The sequence below is a fragment of the Teichococcus rhizosphaerae genome (genome assembly GCF_002631185.1).
GTDB lineage: Bacteria > Pseudomonadota > Alphaproteobacteria > Acetobacterales > Acetobacteraceae > Pseudoroseomonas > Pseudoroseomonas rhizosphaerae.
Genome location: NZ_PDNU01000021.1, coordinates 15,262 through 28,827 on the forward strand (window position 1 = coordinate 15,262; position 13,566 = coordinate 28,827).

Here is a 13,566-nt window from a genome sequence, read left to right on the forward strand (position 1 = left end):
CTTAGGGCTTTGTTCACCGCCGCCACGGCACAAGGAACGCACCACCGTCGTGCCGGAGCCCCTGATGAACGCCCAGGCCCATCCCGCCTCCGGCAGAGCCGCGCCGGAAAGCCCCGTGCCGGAAGGCCCCATGCCGGAAATTCCCGCCGGCGGTTCGGACCCTGACCTGCGCGCGGCGTTGCGCGCGGCCCTGCGCGAGGAGATGGGAGCGCCGCTCCGGGAGCTGCGCGCCTTTGTCGACCGCCGCATCGCCGAGCTGAGCGCCGAGCTCGCCGCCACCTCCGACATGGCCGACATGGCGGAGGAGAAGATCTCGCGCAGGCTCGCCCTGGTGCACGAGCAGATCGCCAAGCTCGTCGCCATTCCCGCCGCCAGCACCCGCAACAGCGGGCTGGAGCTGGAGGCGGTGGTGCAGGCGACCGAGGCGGCGGCCAACACCATCATGGAGGCCACCGAGGCGATCCAGGCCTGGATCAGCGGCGGGCAGAAGGACCAGGCCTCGATCGAGGCGCTGTCGGCCAGGGTGAACTCGATCTTCGAGGCCTGCAGCTTCCAGGACATCACCGGCCAGCGCATCCGCCGCGCCATCCAGCACCTGCAGCAGGTGGAGACGATGCTGGAGCAGATCGTGCCGGGGGTGGGCGCCGCCGGCGCGGCGGTGGAGCAGGTCGCGGTGCCGACGCGGATCTGCACCACCAGCGCTGCCGCCCAGGCGGGGCCGGACCTGTCCCAGGAGGCCATCGACGCGCTGCTGGCAGGCGCCGCGCCCGCGCCGGCCGCCGCGCCGATGTCGCAGGCGGAGATCGACGCGCTGCTGAACGGCTGAGCCCGGCGCAGCGCGCCGTGGCAAGGGGAGGGAGGCAGGGGCGCCATCCCGCCGCCCTGTGGCGGCGGGGGTGCGGCGCGCGGCCTGGAGGCCGGCGCCGCTTCGCCTCAGTCCAGCCGCGCGCCGGAGACGCGGACCACTTCCTTCCACTTGACGTTCTCCGCCTGGATGAAGGCGGAGAATTCCTGCGGGCCCATCGGGCGCGGCTCGCTGCCCAGGTCGCGCAGCTTGGCCAGCACCTCGGGCTCCTTGAGGATCTCGGCCACATGGCCGGAAACCCGCTCCAGGACCGGGCGCGGCGTGCGGGCCGGGGCCTGCAGGCCGAACCAGGCCTCGGCCTCGAAGCCCTCCACGCCCAGCTCCGCCACGGTCGGCACGTCCGGCAGGGCGAACCAGCGCGCCTTGCTGGTCACCGCCAGCGCCCGCAGCCGGCCCTCGTTGATGTGCGGCAGGTAGGGGGGGAGGTTGTCGATCGCCATGTCGAGGCGGCCGGCCAGCAGGTCGGGGATCACCGCCGCGCTGCCGCGATAGGGCACGTGGATGATGTCGGTGCCGGTGCGGTGCTTGATCAGCTCGCCGCACATGTGGCCGGAGGTGCCGTTGCCCGGCGTGCCGTAGGTGAGGGTGCCCTTCTCGGCCTTCGCCTTCTCCAGCAGGTCCTTGAAGGTCTTGAGCGGGCTGCTGGCCGGCACGGCGATGACGTTGGCGAGCGAGTTCACCAGCGCCAGCTCGGTCAGCGCCGAGACCTGGTAGGGCATGTTGGAGTAGAGGTACTGGTTGATGCTGGCGGTGCCGATGGTGCACATCAGCAGCGTGTGGCCGTCCGGCTCGGCCTTGGCCACCATGTCGGAGCCCAGCATGCCGCCGGCGCCGGGGCGGTTGTCCACCACCACCGGCTGGCCCAGCATGGCCGAGAGGCGCTCGGCCACCAGCCGGGCCGTCACGTCGGTGGCGCCGCCGCCGGGGAAGGGCACCACGAGGCGCACGGGGCGGTTGGGAAAGGCGGGCTGGGCGCGCAGCAGCGCGGGCGCGGCGATCAGCCCGGCACCAGCCAGCACGAGGCGGCGAGACAGCGTCATGGCGCTTCCTCCGAGAACGTTTCCGGGGCCAGCTAGACCAGCGGAGGCGCAGTGGCAAGCTGGGGCTGGGAGAAAGGCGGCGGGAAGATGCGCCCCGCCTCTCCCCTCGCCTCCCGTCCCTCGGGGGCGCCGCCCCGTTCCCGCCGCCCCGTTCCCGCCGCCCCGTTCCCGCCGCCGGCCGCCCTCAGTCCACCTTGGCGCCGGAGCGGCGCACCACCTCGGCCCATTTCTTCACCTCGGCCGCCACGAAGGCCTCGTAGGCCTCGGGGCTGGTGCCGCCGCCGGGGATCAGGTTGGGCTTCATTCCACCGAGATCGGCAAGCTTGGCCCAGGTTTCCGGCTCGCCCACGATGGCGTTGATCTCGGCGCCGAGCTTCTGGACGATGGGCCTGGGCGTGCGGGCCGGCGCCTGCACGCCGAACCAGCCGGTGGCCTCCACGCCGGGATAGCCCGCCTCGGCGGTGGTCGGCACGTCGGGCAGGGCCTCGGAGCGGGTGGCGGTGGTGACGGCCAGCGCCCGCAGCCGCCCCTCGCGGATGTGGCCGATGGCGGAGGGGAGGTTGTCCACGCCCACCTCGATGCGGCCGGCCATGATCTCGGCCAGCATGGGCCCCGCGCCGCGGAAGGGGACGTGCGTCATCTGGATGCCGGCCTCCAGCTTCAGCAGCTCGCCCGTCATGTGCAGCGAGGTGCCGGCGCCGGAGGAGCCGTGGTTGAGCTCGCCGGGCTTCGACTTGGCGAGCGCCACCAGCTCCGCCAGCGTCTTCACCGGCAGCGAGTTGGTGACGAAGATGACGTTGGGCACGCGGATCAGCAGCCCGACATTGGCGAGGTCGGACGGCTTGTAGGGGATCTGCCCCTCATACAGCGCGTAGTTGATGGCGCCGGAGGAGACCGTCTGCATCAGCAGGGTGTAGCCGTCCGGATCCGCCTTGGCGACGACGTCCGAGCCGATGTTGCCGCCGGCGCCCGCGCGGTTCTCCACGGGAAAGGGCTGGCCCAGGCGCTGCTGGAGGCGGGCGGCCAGGATGCGCGCGGCGATGTCGGTGGTGCCGGCGGGCACGAAGGGCACGACCAGCCGCACGGAGCGGTTCGGCCAGTCGCCGGCATCCTGCGCGCGGGCGGCGCGGCCCAGAAGGGGGGCGGCGATGGGCAGGCTGGCGGCGGCGCCCATCAGGGCGCGGCGGTGCAGGTGCGGCATGATCGTCTCCTCGCGGTGGCCGGCATCCCGTGCGCCGGCCTTGTCCGCCTCGGTTCATGTCGCATTCCGATCGGCCGGGGCAAGCCCTTAAGGCCACGCCCCGGCCGGATTGTCCCGGCGCGCGGCTCAGCGCGCGCTGCGCACCTCGGTGGCCACGGTCTGCTCGTCCACGCGCGGGGTGTAGGTCAGGCCGCGGCGCAGGCCCCACACGCTCTTCTGGGTGTGCAGCGGGACGATCGCCACGTCCTCCATGGCCAGCTTCATCGCCTGGCGGTGCAGCCGCTCGCGCTCGCCCTCGTCGAGCGTGGCGAGGCCCTGCGCCGTCAGCCGGTCCATCTCCGGGTTGGAGTAGCGGCCATAGTTGGAAAGGCCGAGGCCCTTCTCCGGCGCGCGGGTGCCGAGGATGGCGCGCAGCGAGGTGGAGGGCTCGCCCAGGCTGTTGCTCCAGCCGAGCAGGTAGGCGGAGGCTTCGTTGCGGCTCAGCCGGCCGATCAGCGTGGCCAGCGGCTGCGCGTCCACCTGCGTGCGCACGCCGATGCGGGTCCACATCTGCGCCACCACCTGCAGGATCTGCGCGTCGTTGACGTAGCGGTCGTTCGGGCCGCGCAGGGTGACGGTGAAGCCCTTCGGGTAGCCGGCCTCGGCCAGCAGGGCGCGGGCGCGGTTCACGTCATAGGCGGGCACGGGGATGGCGGGCTCGTAGCCGAAGGCGCCCTCGGGCATGAACTGCCCGGCCGGCACGGCGGCCCCCTCCATCACCCGCTGCGCGATGGCGGGGCGGTTGATGGCGATGGAGAGCGCCTCGCGCACCCGCCGGTCCTGCAGCGGGTTCCTGGCCAGCGCCTCGCCGTCGGGGCCGGTGATGTCGGGGGTGGCGCCGTCGCGGAACACGTCGAGGCCGAGGAAGATCAGCCGCAGGCTGGTGCCCTCCACCAGCGTCACGCGGTTGTCCGAGCGCAGCTTGGCGATGTCGGGGGTGGGCACGTTGTCGATCATCGCGACGTCCCCCGACAGCAGGGCGGCGACGCGGGGGCCGTTGTTGGTGATGATGCGGTAGTCGACCTTCTCCCATTCGGGCTTGTCGCCCCAGTAGGCGTCGTTGCGCACCATCTCCACCCGGTCGTTCGGCGCGTAGCGGACGAAGCGGAACGGGCCCGTGCCGATCGCCACCTGGTCGCTGTTGAAGGCGGCCGAGGCGACGTTCTCGCCCAGGCTGCGCGGGATGATGAAGATCTGCGACAGGTCGTTGGGCAGCAGCGGGTAGGGGCTGGCGGTCTTGAGGCGGATGGTGCGGTCGTCCACCACCTCCATGCCGGTGATGGCGCGGGTGTAGACGGCGAAGGAGCTCGGGCTCTGCACCGTGGGCACGCGGCGGATGGAATAGGCCACGTCCTCCGCGGTGAGCGCCTCGCCATTGTGGAACCGCACCCCCTGGCGGAGCGTGAACTCCCAGGTCGTGTCGTCCACCAGCCGCCAGGATTCGGCCAGGGCGGGGCGGATGCGCGCATTCTCGTCGCGCCGGGTCAGCCCCTCGAACATGTGCGCCGAGAGCATGATGCTCGGCGTCAGCGTGTAGTATTGCGGGTCGATGCTGGCGGGGGGCGCCGAGACGCCCATGCTCAGCGTCTGCGCGCCGAGCGGCGCGGCGCCGAGGCCGAGCAGCGCCGCCGCGCCCAGCAGCGCGGCCCGGAAGCGGGAAGGAAGGGTGGTCATGCGCGGTCCTCCGCGTTGGCGCCGAGCTCCTGCCGCACCAGGCTCGCCCAGTAGGCGGCGCCGAGGGCCAGGATCCCGTCATTGAAGTCATATTGCGGCGTGTGGACGTTGTGGAAGCTGCCATCGGCGTTCACGCCGTTGCCGATGCGCATGAACACGCCGGGCTTCTCCTGCAGCATGAAGGCGAAGTCCTCGCCGCCCGTGCTCATCGGGAACTCGCCCACATTGGCCTCGCCCACCAGCGCGGCGGCTGCGGCATTGGCCACCGGCACCTTCTCCGGCGCGTTGACGGTGGGCGGGCAGAGCGCCTCGTAGGTGAACTCGGCCGTGCAGCCATGCGCCGCGGCCAGCGTCTCGGCCAGCTCCTTCAGGCGCCGCTGGATCACCGCCTGCGCCTCGGGGCGGAAGTAGCGCGCCGTGCCGCGCACCGTCACCTTGGCCGGCATCACGTTGGGCGAGCCGAAGGTGCCGCCATTGACGTGGCCGACGGAGAGCGCGGCGCTCTCGGTGGGCTTGAGGTTGCGCGGCAGGATGGTGTGGACGGCCAGCAGGAAGTGGCCCAGCACCACCGTCACGTCGGTGGCGAGGTGGGGGGCGGCACCGCCATGCCCGCCCGTGCCGTGGAAGCTGACGCCCCAGAAATCGGCGCCGGCCAGGATCGGGCCGGGGCGGGTGGCGAACTCGCCCACGGCCATGCCCGGCGTGTTGTGCATGCCATAGACGGCATCGACGGGGAAGCGCTCGAACAGCCCGTCCCGGATCATCGCCGGGGCGCCGGTGCCGGCCTCCTCGGCGGGCTGGAAGATGAAGTGGACGGTGCCGGCGAAGTCCGGCTTGCGGGCGAGGTACTTGGCGGCGCCGAGCAGCATGGCGGTGTGGCCGTCATGGCCGCAGGCATGCATCTTGCCGGGTACGGTGGAGGCGTGGGCGAAGCTGTTCTCCTCCTGGATGAACAGCGCGTCCATGTCGGCGCGCAGGCCGATGGCGCGGGGCTGGTTGCTGCCCGCCCCCGCCGTGCCGCGCAGCGTGCCGACGACACCGGTGCCGCCGATGCCCTCCGCCACCTCCAGCCCCCATTCGCGCAGCTTGGCGGCCACCAGGGCGGCGGTGCGGTGCTCCTCGAAGCGGGTCTCGGGGTGGCGGTGGATGTCGCGGCGGATCTCCGTCAGCTCCGGCTCATAGGCCTTGATCTCGTCGAGGATGTCCTGCCGCATGGTGCCTGCCTTCCCTGGCTGCGCTCGAAAGGCCGGCAAACTGGGCCGAGCCCCCCGCGCGGTCAACCGGGGCTGCGCGGATAGAGGCGCCTTCCGTGGACGATTGTCCAGCATGGTGGAAGAATGCCCCCGCTTCCGCAGCAGGACCCACCCGACCATGCCCGAGATCCGCGACGCCACCGAGGCCGACCTGCCCGCCCTCCTGGCCATCCTGAACCAGGCCATCCGCGAGACCACCGCCATCTGGCACACCGCCGAGGCGACGCTGGAGGCGCGGCAGGCCTGGCTGCGCGAGCGGCAGGGGCGCGGGCTGCCGGTGCTGGTGGCGGTGGATGGCGGGGTGGTGCGCGGCTTCGCCAGCTATGGCGACTTCCGCCCCTTCGCCGGCTTCGCGGCGACGGCGGAGCATTCGGTCTATGTGGACCCGGCGGCGCAGGGGCGGGGCGTGGGGCTGGCGCTGCTGGAGGCGCTGGTGGCCCGTGGCCGGGCGGCCGGGCTGCATGTGATGGTGGGCGCCATCGAGGCGGGCAACGCCGCCTCCGTGGCCCTGCACCGCAAGGCCGGGTTCGAGGAGGCGGGGCTGCTGCGCGAGGTGGGCCGCAAGTTCGACCGCTGGCTGGACCTGCTGTTCATGACGCGCCGGCTGTAGGGCGGCGCGCCCTGCGGCAGGACGCCCAGGCCGGGGGGCACCCGGCCCGGGGCGGCGTTCAGCCCTGCGGCGCGGCGGCGGCGCCGGCCTGCCGCTCCAGATGCGCGGCCAGCCCCTCGGGCAGCTTCAGCCGGTGCGCCAGCGCCTCGAGATAGGCGCGCTCGGCCGGCTCGTCCGGGTCCGCCGCGAGGCAGGAGACGAGGTAGATCTCGGCCGCCTGCTCCGGCGTCCGCGCCGCGGCGGCGACCTCGCTGACCCCGATCGGCGCGTCCAGCGTGTCGAAGACGAAGGCCTTGGCCTCGGCGTCCAGCCCCGCCTTCTCCACCTGCCCGAAGATGCGCGCCCGCTCTTCCGCGTCGATATGCCCGTCGGCCCGGGCGGCGCCGATCATGGCGCGGATCAGGGACAGCTCGAAGGCCTCGCCCCCCGCCGCCGGCGTGGCACCGGGCAGGAAGCGGGGCTCCACCGCCTCCACGTCGCGCGCCGTGGCGACGGGCGCGGCCTGGGGCGCCTGCCCGGCCTGCCAGTTCTGCCACGCCCGGTGGGCCAGGGCGCCGAGCAGCGCCGCGCCGCCATGGCTCATCAGCCCGCCGCCGCCGCGCTTGCCCGCCTTCTTGCCCATCATGGTGCCGAGCAGGCCGCCGGCGGCGGTGATGCCCGCCAGCCCGCCGAGGCCGCCCAGGCCGCCGCTGCCGCCACGGCCGAGCACCTGCTGCGCGGCCTGGGCCAGGCCGCCGGCCAGCGAGCCGCCGCCCAGCAGGTTGCCTCCCAGCGGATTCCCGCCCGTCGGGCTGCCGCCCGGAAAGGCGCCGCCGGGTTGCTGCGGCACGCCCCAGGGAGAGGCCGGGGGAGAGGCCGGGGGAGAGGCCGGGGGGGAGGCCGGGCTGGAGGAGGGAGGGGCGCCAGGCTGGCCGGGCAGGCCCGCTCCGCCGGCACCGAGGAAGCGGTCGAGGAGGGCTTTGGCGTCGATCATGCCGGTGCATGTCGGAAGGCGCGGGGTGGCGCGCAAGGTGACGCGGCGTTCATGAAACGGTGTGCGGGACGCGGCGCGCGGGGCCTGGCGCCCTATGGCGCCGGCCCCCAGGGCTGGTCGGGATAGATGTCGCGATAGGCGTGCCAGGTGGCATGGCCGATCAGCGGCAGCGCCACGACCAGGCCCAGGAAGAACGGCACCAGCGCGAGCCCGGTGAACAGCACGATCAGCCCGGCCCACAGCGTCATGGCGCGCCAGTTCTCCATCACCCCGCGCCAGGAGGCGATCACCGCCTCGATGGCGGAGACGTCGCGCGCCACCAGCATCGGGATGGACAGGGCGGAGATGCCGAAGGCCAGCGCCGCCAGCAGGAAGCCCGCCCCCGTGCCGGCGATGAGGAAGGGCAGCAGCCGCTCGGAGGCCAGCATGTCCAGCGGCAGCCGCTCCAGCGAGGGGGTGGCGCCGGCGCCGAAGCAGAGGGCGAAGAGCAGCCCGGCCAGCCGCACCCAGAACAGGTGCAGCAGCAGCAGCACGCCGCCCATCATCGCCAGCTGCCCGCCATTGCGGCGGAAGCCGTCCAGCGCCTGCGGCCAGGAGCTGCCGAGCCCGACGGCGCGGCGGCGCGAGACCTCGTAGAGCCCGGCCGCCAGCAGCGGCGCCACCAGGAAGAAGCCGGCCGTGGCGGGCAGGATGGCCCAGAGCGTCTGCGTCCGCTGCGCCAGCAGGGCCAGCACCCAGCCGCCCAGCGCGAGCGCCGCGCCATAGGAGAGCCCCAGCACCGGCGAGGCCCAGAGATCGTTCCAGCCCGCCGCCAGCCAGGCCCAGGGGCGGTCATGCGGCACGGCGCACGGCGCCGGGATGGCGGGCTGCGCGGCCGGCTGGGGGTCCTGCCTGGGGCTATGCTGGGGGCCGTGTTGGGGGTCGATGGCGTGCGGCCGCGGCATCGGCGTGCTCCCTGTGTTGCCGGCGCACCATAGCGGCGGGGGGCGCGTGCGGAGTTGATGCGGATCAAGGACTCGCGAGGGGGCGGGCGCTACCTGCACTCCGAACCCGCGCGGGCCCTGGCAGGCCGGCGCGGCCGCACCGGGGGCGGCCTCCCCCGCAGACGACCGGAGATCTCGACCATGCCCGAAGGAGGCCACGCCGCGCGCCTCGCCGCACTCAGCGGCACGTGGCGGCAGGAGAGCTATGTGGACGGCCCCATCCGGGCCATGGCGGTGGCCACGCTGTTCTGGGGCATCGTGGGCTTCCTGGCCGGCGTGGTCATCGCGGCCCAGCTCGCCTTCCCGCTGCTGAACCTCGATCTGGAGTGGACCACCTTCGGCCGGCTGCGGCCGGTGCACACCAGCGCCGTCATCTTCGCCTTCGGCGGCAACGCGCTGCTCTGCACCAGCCTCTACGTCGTGCAGCGCACCTGCCGCGCGCGCCTCTTCGGCGGCGAGGAGATGGGCTGGTTCCTGTTCGCCGGCTACCAGTTCTTCATCGTCATGGCGGCGCTGGGCTATGTGCTGGGCGTGACCCAGGGCAAGGAATACGCCGAGCCCGAATGGTATGTGGACCTGTGGCTGACGGTGGTGTGGGTGGCCTACCTGGTCGCCTTCGGCGGCACCATCGTGAAGCGCGAGGAGCCGCACATCTATGTCGCCAACTGGTTCTTCCTCGCCTTCATCATCACGGTGGCGATGCTGCACATCGGCAACAACATCGCGCTGCCGCTGACCCTCGGCCACGCCAAGTCCTATGGCGCCGCCTCCGGCGTGCAGGACGCGATGATCCAGTGGTGGTACGGCCACAACGCGGTGGGCTTCTTCCTGACCGCGGGCTTCCTCGGCATCATGTACTACTTCATCCCGAAGCAGGCCGAGCGTCCGGTCTATTCCTACCGGCTGTCGATCATCCACTTCTGGTCGCTGATCTTCCTCTACATCTGGGCAGGCCCGCACCACCTGCACTACACCGCGCTGCCGGACTGGGCGCAGACGCTCGGCATGGTGTTCTCGATCATGCTGTGGATGCCCTCCTGGGGCGGCATGATCAACGGGCTGATGACGCTCTCCGGCGCCTGGGACAAGCTGCGCACCGATCCGGGCCTGCGCTTCTCCGTCGCCGCCGTGGGCTTCTACGCCATGGCCACCTTCGAGGGGCCGGTGATGTCGATCAAGGCGGTGAACGCGCTGTCGCACTACACCGACTGGACCATCGGCCATGTGCATTCCGGCGCGCTGGGCTGGAACGGCTTCATCACCTTCGGCGCGCTCTACTGGCTGGTGCCGCGCCTGTGGGGCAAGACCGAGCTGTACTCCAAGAAGCTGGCCGAGTGGCACTTCTGGATCGCGACGCTGGGCATCGTCCTCTACATCACCGCCATGTGGGTGTCGGGCATCATGCAGGGGCTGATGTGGCGCTCCTATGACGAGCTCGGCTTCCTCCAGTACTCCTTCGTGGAGACGGTGGCGGCGATGCACCCCTACTACGTCATCCGCATGCTGGGCGGCGTGCTCTACCTCACCGGCGCCATCCTGATGGCCTACAACCTCTGGCGCACCGTGCGCGACGTGCCGGAGGCGCGCCCCGCCATCCTTCCCCTGTCCGCGCCCGCCGAATAAGGAACTGAGAGAAATGTTCCGTCGTCTCAGCCACGCGCTGGTCGAGAAGAACCTGATCCTGATGGGGGTGCTCACCCTCATCACGGTCTCGATCGGCGGCCTGGTGCAGATCATCCCGCTCTTCGCGGTCGAGACCACGATCGAGCGCGTGGACGGCATCCGCCCCTACACGCCGCTCGAGCTGATGGGGCGCGACATCTATGTGCGCGAGGGCTGCTACACCTGCCACAGCCAGATGATCCGCCCGTTCCGCGACGAGCTGGAGCGTTATGGCCACTACAGCCTCGCCGCCGAGAGCCTCTACGACCATCCCTTCCAGTGGGGCAGCAAGCGCACGGGCCCCGATCTCGCCCGCGTCGGCGGCCGCTACTCGGATGACTGGCACGCAGCCCATCTGCGCAGCCCGCGCGAGGTGGTGCCGGAGAGCGTGATGCCGCCCTACGCCTTCCTCGACCGCAGGCTCGACTACCGCGACATCGCCGACCACCTGCGCGGCCAGCGCGCGGTGGGCGTGCCCTACACCGACGCGATGATCGCCAACGCCCGCGCCGACCTCGAGGCGCAGGCCCGGCCCGACGAGGACCCCTCCGGCTTCCAGGGCCGCTATGCCCGCGCGCGCCAGGGCGCCTTCGACGGCAATGGCCGCGACATCACCGAGATGGACGCCGTGGTGGCCTATCTGCAGATGCTCGGCACGCTGGTGACGTTCAGCGACGTCACCCCCGACCGCGTGCGGCAGCAGTGAGCGGGGAGGGGGCGATGCTCGCGATCTACCCGATGCTGAAGGCCGCCTGGGTGGTGTGGTTCTTCCTGATGTTCGGCTTCATCATCGCCTGGGTGCTGCGGCCGGGCCGGCGCCGGTCCTACGAGGCGCTGGCCGACATTCCCCTGCGTGACGAGCTTCCGCGCGCGCCGCGCGCGAACCGGAGCATCTGACGATGCCGACCAAGATCGAGAAGGATGCCGTCAGCGGCCGGGACACCACCGGCCATGAATGGGACGGCATCAAGGAACTCAACACGCCGCTGCCGCGGTGGTGGCTCTACACCTTCTACGCCACCATCGTCTTCGCGCTGGTCTGGGTGGTGCTCTACCCCGCGCTGCCCATCCGCGGCGCCACCGGCCTGACGGGCTGGACGGCGCGCGGCGCGATCGTGGGCGAGATGGCCGAGCGCGCCAACCAGCAGGCGCCGATGCTGGACGCGCTGCGCGCCGCGACGCCGCAGCAGATCCTGGCCGACGCCAACCTGCGCGGCTTCGCCCTCGCCGGCGGGCGCATGGCCTTCGCCAACAACTGCGCCGGCTGCCATGGCGCGGGCGGGCAGGGCGCGCCGGGCGGCTTCCCCAGCCTGGCCGACGACGACTGGGTGTGGGGCGGCAAGCTGGAGGAGATCCGCCACACCATCCGCCACGGCATCCGCAACACCGAGGACGAGGCGGCGCGCGCCACCATGATGCCGCGCTTCCTGGCCGACGGGCTGCTGAAGCCGGCGCAGGTGAACGACGTGGCCGAGCACGTGCTCTCGCTCTCCGGCCGCGCCGCCGACCAGGCGGCCGCCGCGCGCGGCGCCGCGGTCTTCGCCGAGAACTGCGCGAGCTGCCATGGCGAGGCGGGCCGCGGCAACCGCGAGATGGGCGCGCCCGACCTCGGCGACCAGGTCTGGCTCTATGGCGGCGACAAGGCGGCGGTGGTGCACAGCATCGCCTATTCCCGCGCCGGCGTGATGCCCTCCTGGAACACCCGGCTGGACCCGGCGGTGGTGAACATGCTCACCGTCTATGTCCATGCCCTCGGCGGCGGCGAGGCGGAGTAGCGCGCCATGAGCCGGATCGACCCGCCGGGCGCCGCCCCGCAGCCCCAGGCCTCGCTCTATGCCACCCGGCAGAAGGTCTATCCGCGCGCCGTGCGTGGGCGGGTGCGGCAGGCCAAGTGGGCGATCCTGGCGCTGTGCCTCGCCCTCTACTACCTGGTGCCCTGGCTGCGCTGGGACCGCGGGCCGGGGATGCCCGGCCAGGCGGTGCTGGTGGATGTGGCCAATGCCCGCATCTTCCTGTTCGGCATCGAGATCTGGCCGCAGGAGATCTACTTCATCACCGGCCTGCTGGTGCTGGGCGCGATCGGGCTGTTCGCCGCCACCTCGCTGTTCGGCCGCGTCTGGTGCGGCTTCGCCTGCCCGCAGACGGTGTGGACCGACCTGTTCATGTGGGTGGAGCGCCGCATCGAGGGCGACCGCAACGCCCGCATGAGGCTCGACGCCCTGCCCTGGAGCCGCGGCAAGCTGCTGCGCAAGGCGGCCAAGCACGCGGCGTGGCTGCTCATCGCCGCCGCCACGGGCGGTGCCTGGATCATGTACTTCCAGGACGCGCCGACGCTGCTGGGCGAGCTGTTCACCGGCCGCGCCAGCCTGGAGACCTACTTCTTCTTCGGCCTGTTCACCCTCACCACCTACGGCCTCGCCGGCTGGGCGCGCGAGCAGGTCTGCACCTACATGTGCCCCTGGCCGCGCTTCCAGGCGGCGATGCTCGACGAGAACTCGCTCGTCGTCACCTACCGCGCCTGGCGCGGCGAGCCGCGCGGCAAGGCCAAGGCCGAGGGCATCGGCGACTGCATCGACTGCCGCGCCTGCGTGCATGTCTGCCCCACCGGCATCGACATCCGCGACGGCCAGCAGCTCGAATGCATCGGCTGCGGCCTGTGCATCGACGCCTGCGACGATGTGATGGGCCGGATCGGCCGCCCCAAGGGCCTGGTCGCCTTCGAGACGCTGGCCAACCTCGCCGCCAGCGAGGCCGCCGCGGCGCATCTGGCGCCCGGCCCCGTGCGGCAGGTCTGCGGCATGAAGGCCCGCCAGCCGGTGCGCTTCTCGCGCCCGCGCATCTGGCTCTATGCCGGCGTGCTGGGGGCGGTGGCGCTGCTCATGCTGGGCGCCTTCCTGCTGCGCGACACGGCGACGCTCACCGTGCTGCGCGACCGCGCGCCGCTCTATGTCCGCCTGTCCGACGGCGGCACCCGCAACGCCTACACGCTGAAGCTGGAGAACCGCCTGCGCGGCGAGCCGGCCCTGGCGCTCGCGCTGGACGCGCCGCAGGGCTTCCGCCTCGTGGTGCAGGACAGCGACGCCGATGCCGATGGGCGCCCGCTGCTGACGCTGCGGCCCGATGCCGTGACGCAGTGGCGCGCCCTGGTCACCGCGCCGCCCGGCCTGCGGCTGCAGGAGAGCACGCCCGTGCGCTTCCGCCTGCTGGACGCCGCCGGCCGCACGGTGCTGTCCGAGCGCAGCGTCTTTCTCGGCCCGAAGTAAGGG

General features: G+C 72.4%; 13 protein-coding genes. 7 read left to right on the forward strand and 6 right to left on the reverse strand.

From position 1 onward, the window contains the following. Positions 1-49: 49 nt before the first annotated feature. Entirely contained in the window at positions 50-826 is a 777-nt protein-coding gene (locus CR162_RS11920; protein WP_245870305.1) for a protein phosphatase CheZ, read from the forward strand. A gap of 107 nt (positions 827-933) precedes the next feature. Here CR162_RS11920 and CR162_RS11925 read toward each other — a convergent pair whose 3' ends face one another. From CR162_RS11925 to CR162_RS11940, 4 genes are all read right to left on the reverse strand, one after another. Further along, on the reverse strand, positions 934-1,905 hold the full coding sequence (locus CR162_RS11925; RefSeq protein ID WP_099095782.1) for a Bug family tripartite tricarboxylate transporter substrate binding protein: 972 nt from the start codon (positions 1,903-1,905) through the stop codon (positions 934-936). 184 nt (positions 1,906-2,089) lie between these two features. After that, the gene (locus tag CR162_RS11930) at positions 2,090-3,106 is read right to left on the reverse strand and encodes a Bug family tripartite tricarboxylate transporter substrate binding protein (RefSeq protein WP_099095783.1); all 1,017 of its coding nucleotides are present in this window, start codon (positions 3,104-3,106) and stop codon (positions 2,090-2,092) included. Positions 3,107-3,232: 126 nt separating this feature from the next. After that, entirely contained in the window at positions 3,233-4,819 is a 1,587-nt protein-coding gene (locus tag CR162_RS11935; RefSeq protein WP_099095784.1) for an ABC transporter substrate-binding protein, read from the reverse strand. Further along, positions 4,816-6,033: an amidohydrolase gene (locus tag CR162_RS11940; RefSeq protein WP_099095785.1), complete on the reverse strand. Its 1,218-nt coding sequence runs from the start codon at positions 6,031-6,033 to the stop codon at positions 4,816-4,818. Before CR162_RS11940 ends, CR162_RS11935 begins: the two co-directional genes overlap by 4 nt. Positions 6,034-6,190: 157 nt before the next feature. On the opposite strand from CR162_RS11940, the gene CR162_RS11945 reads away from it, so the two are divergent. Next, entirely contained in the window at positions 6,191-6,682 is a 492-nt protein-coding gene (locus tag CR162_RS11945; protein WP_099095786.1) for a GNAT family N-acetyltransferase, read from the forward strand. A gap of 58 nt (positions 6,683-6,740) precedes the next feature. Here the strand turns inward: CR162_RS11945 and CR162_RS23110 are convergent, their stop codons facing one another. Both CR162_RS23110 and CR162_RS11955 read right to left on the reverse strand, forming a co-directional pair. Then, positions 6,741-7,655 carry a tellurite resistance TerB family protein gene (locus CR162_RS23110; protein ID WP_099095862.1) on the reverse strand — a complete coding sequence of 305 codons (915 nt, stop codon included), beginning with the start codon at positions 7,653-7,655 and terminating at the stop codon, positions 6,741-6,743. Between the two features lie 92 nt (positions 7,656-7,747). Next, a complete protein-coding gene (locus CR162_RS11955) occupies positions 7,748-8,497 on the reverse strand; it encodes a DUF2189 domain-containing protein (RefSeq protein ID WP_245870306.1) in 750 nt (249 codons plus the stop codon). 282 nt (positions 8,498-8,779) lie between these two features. On the opposite strand from CR162_RS11955, the gene ccoN reads away from it, so the two are divergent. From ccoN to ccoG, 5 genes are read left to right on the forward strand one after another with little or no spacing between them, the layout of a single operon-like run. Beyond that, complete coding sequence (gene ccoN / locus CR162_RS11960; RefSeq protein ID WP_099095788.1) at positions 8,780-10,261, forward strand: cytochrome-c oxidase, cbb3-type subunit I; 1,482 nt, start codon at positions 8,780-8,782, stop codon at positions 10,259-10,261. 13 nt (positions 10,262-10,274) lie between these two features. Then, entirely contained in the window at positions 10,275-11,006 is a 732-nt protein-coding gene (ccoO, locus tag CR162_RS11965) for a cytochrome-c oxidase, cbb3-type subunit II (protein WP_099095789.1), read from the forward strand. 14 nt (positions 11,007-11,020) lie between these two features. Beyond that, complete coding sequence (locus CR162_RS11970; protein WP_099095790.1) at positions 11,021-11,197, forward strand: cbb3-type cytochrome c oxidase subunit 3; 177 nt, start codon at positions 11,021-11,023, stop codon at positions 11,195-11,197. A gap of 2 nt (positions 11,198-11,199) precedes the next feature. After that, positions 11,200-12,075: a cytochrome-c oxidase, cbb3-type subunit III gene (gene ccoP / locus CR162_RS11975; RefSeq protein WP_099095791.1), complete on the forward strand. Its 876-nt coding sequence runs from the start codon at positions 11,200-11,202 to the stop codon at positions 12,073-12,075. Positions 12,076-12,081: 6 nt separating this feature from the next. Beyond that, positions 12,082-13,563: a cytochrome c oxidase accessory protein CcoG gene (gene ccoG / locus CR162_RS11980; RefSeq protein ID WP_099095792.1), complete on the forward strand. Its 1,482-nt coding sequence runs from the start codon at positions 12,082-12,084 to the stop codon at positions 13,561-13,563. The last annotated feature ends 3 nt before the right edge of the window (positions 13,564-13,566 follow it).

Excerpts from the sequence above, each read along its gene's own strand:
- CR162_RS11925 (WP_099095782.1), bottom strand. The coding sequence starts at position 1,905 with ATGACGCTGTCTCGCCGCCTCGTGCTGGCTGGTGCCGGGCTGATCGCC.
- CR162_RS11930 (WP_099095783.1), bottom strand. The coding sequence starts at position 3,106 with ATGCCGCACCTGCACCGCCGCGCCCTGATGGGCGCCGCCGCCAGCCTG.
- CR162_RS11935 (WP_099095784.1), bottom strand. The coding sequence starts at position 4,819 with ATGACCACCCTTCCTTCCCGCTTCCGGGCCGCGCTGCTGGGCGCGGCG.
- CR162_RS11940 (WP_099095785.1), bottom strand. The coding sequence starts at position 6,033 with ATGCGGCAGGACATCCTCGACGAGATCAAGGCCTATGAGCCGGAGCTG.
- CR162_RS11945 (WP_099095786.1), top strand. The coding sequence starts at position 6,191 with ATGCCCGAGATCCGCGACGCCACCGAGGCCGACCTGCCCGCCCTCCTG.
- CR162_RS23110 (WP_099095862.1), bottom strand. The coding sequence starts at position 7,655 with ATGATCGACGCCAAAGCCCTCCTCGACCGCTTCCTCGGTGCCGGCGGA.
- ccoN (WP_099095788.1), top strand. The coding sequence starts at position 8,780 with ATGCCCGAAGGAGGCCACGCCGCGCGCCTCGCCGCACTCAGCGGCACG.
- ccoO (WP_099095789.1), top strand. The coding sequence starts at position 10,275 with ATGTTCCGTCGTCTCAGCCACGCGCTGGTCGAGAAGAACCTGATCCTG.
- CR162_RS11970 (WP_099095790.1), top strand. The coding sequence starts at position 11,021 with ATGCTCGCGATCTACCCGATGCTGAAGGCCGCCTGGGTGGTGTGGTTC.
- ccoP (WP_099095791.1), top strand. The coding sequence starts at position 11,200 with ATGCCGACCAAGATCGAGAAGGATGCCGTCAGCGGCCGGGACACCACC.
- ccoG (WP_099095792.1), top strand. The coding sequence starts at position 12,082 with ATGAGCCGGATCGACCCGCCGGGCGCCGCCCCGCAGCCCCAGGCCTCG.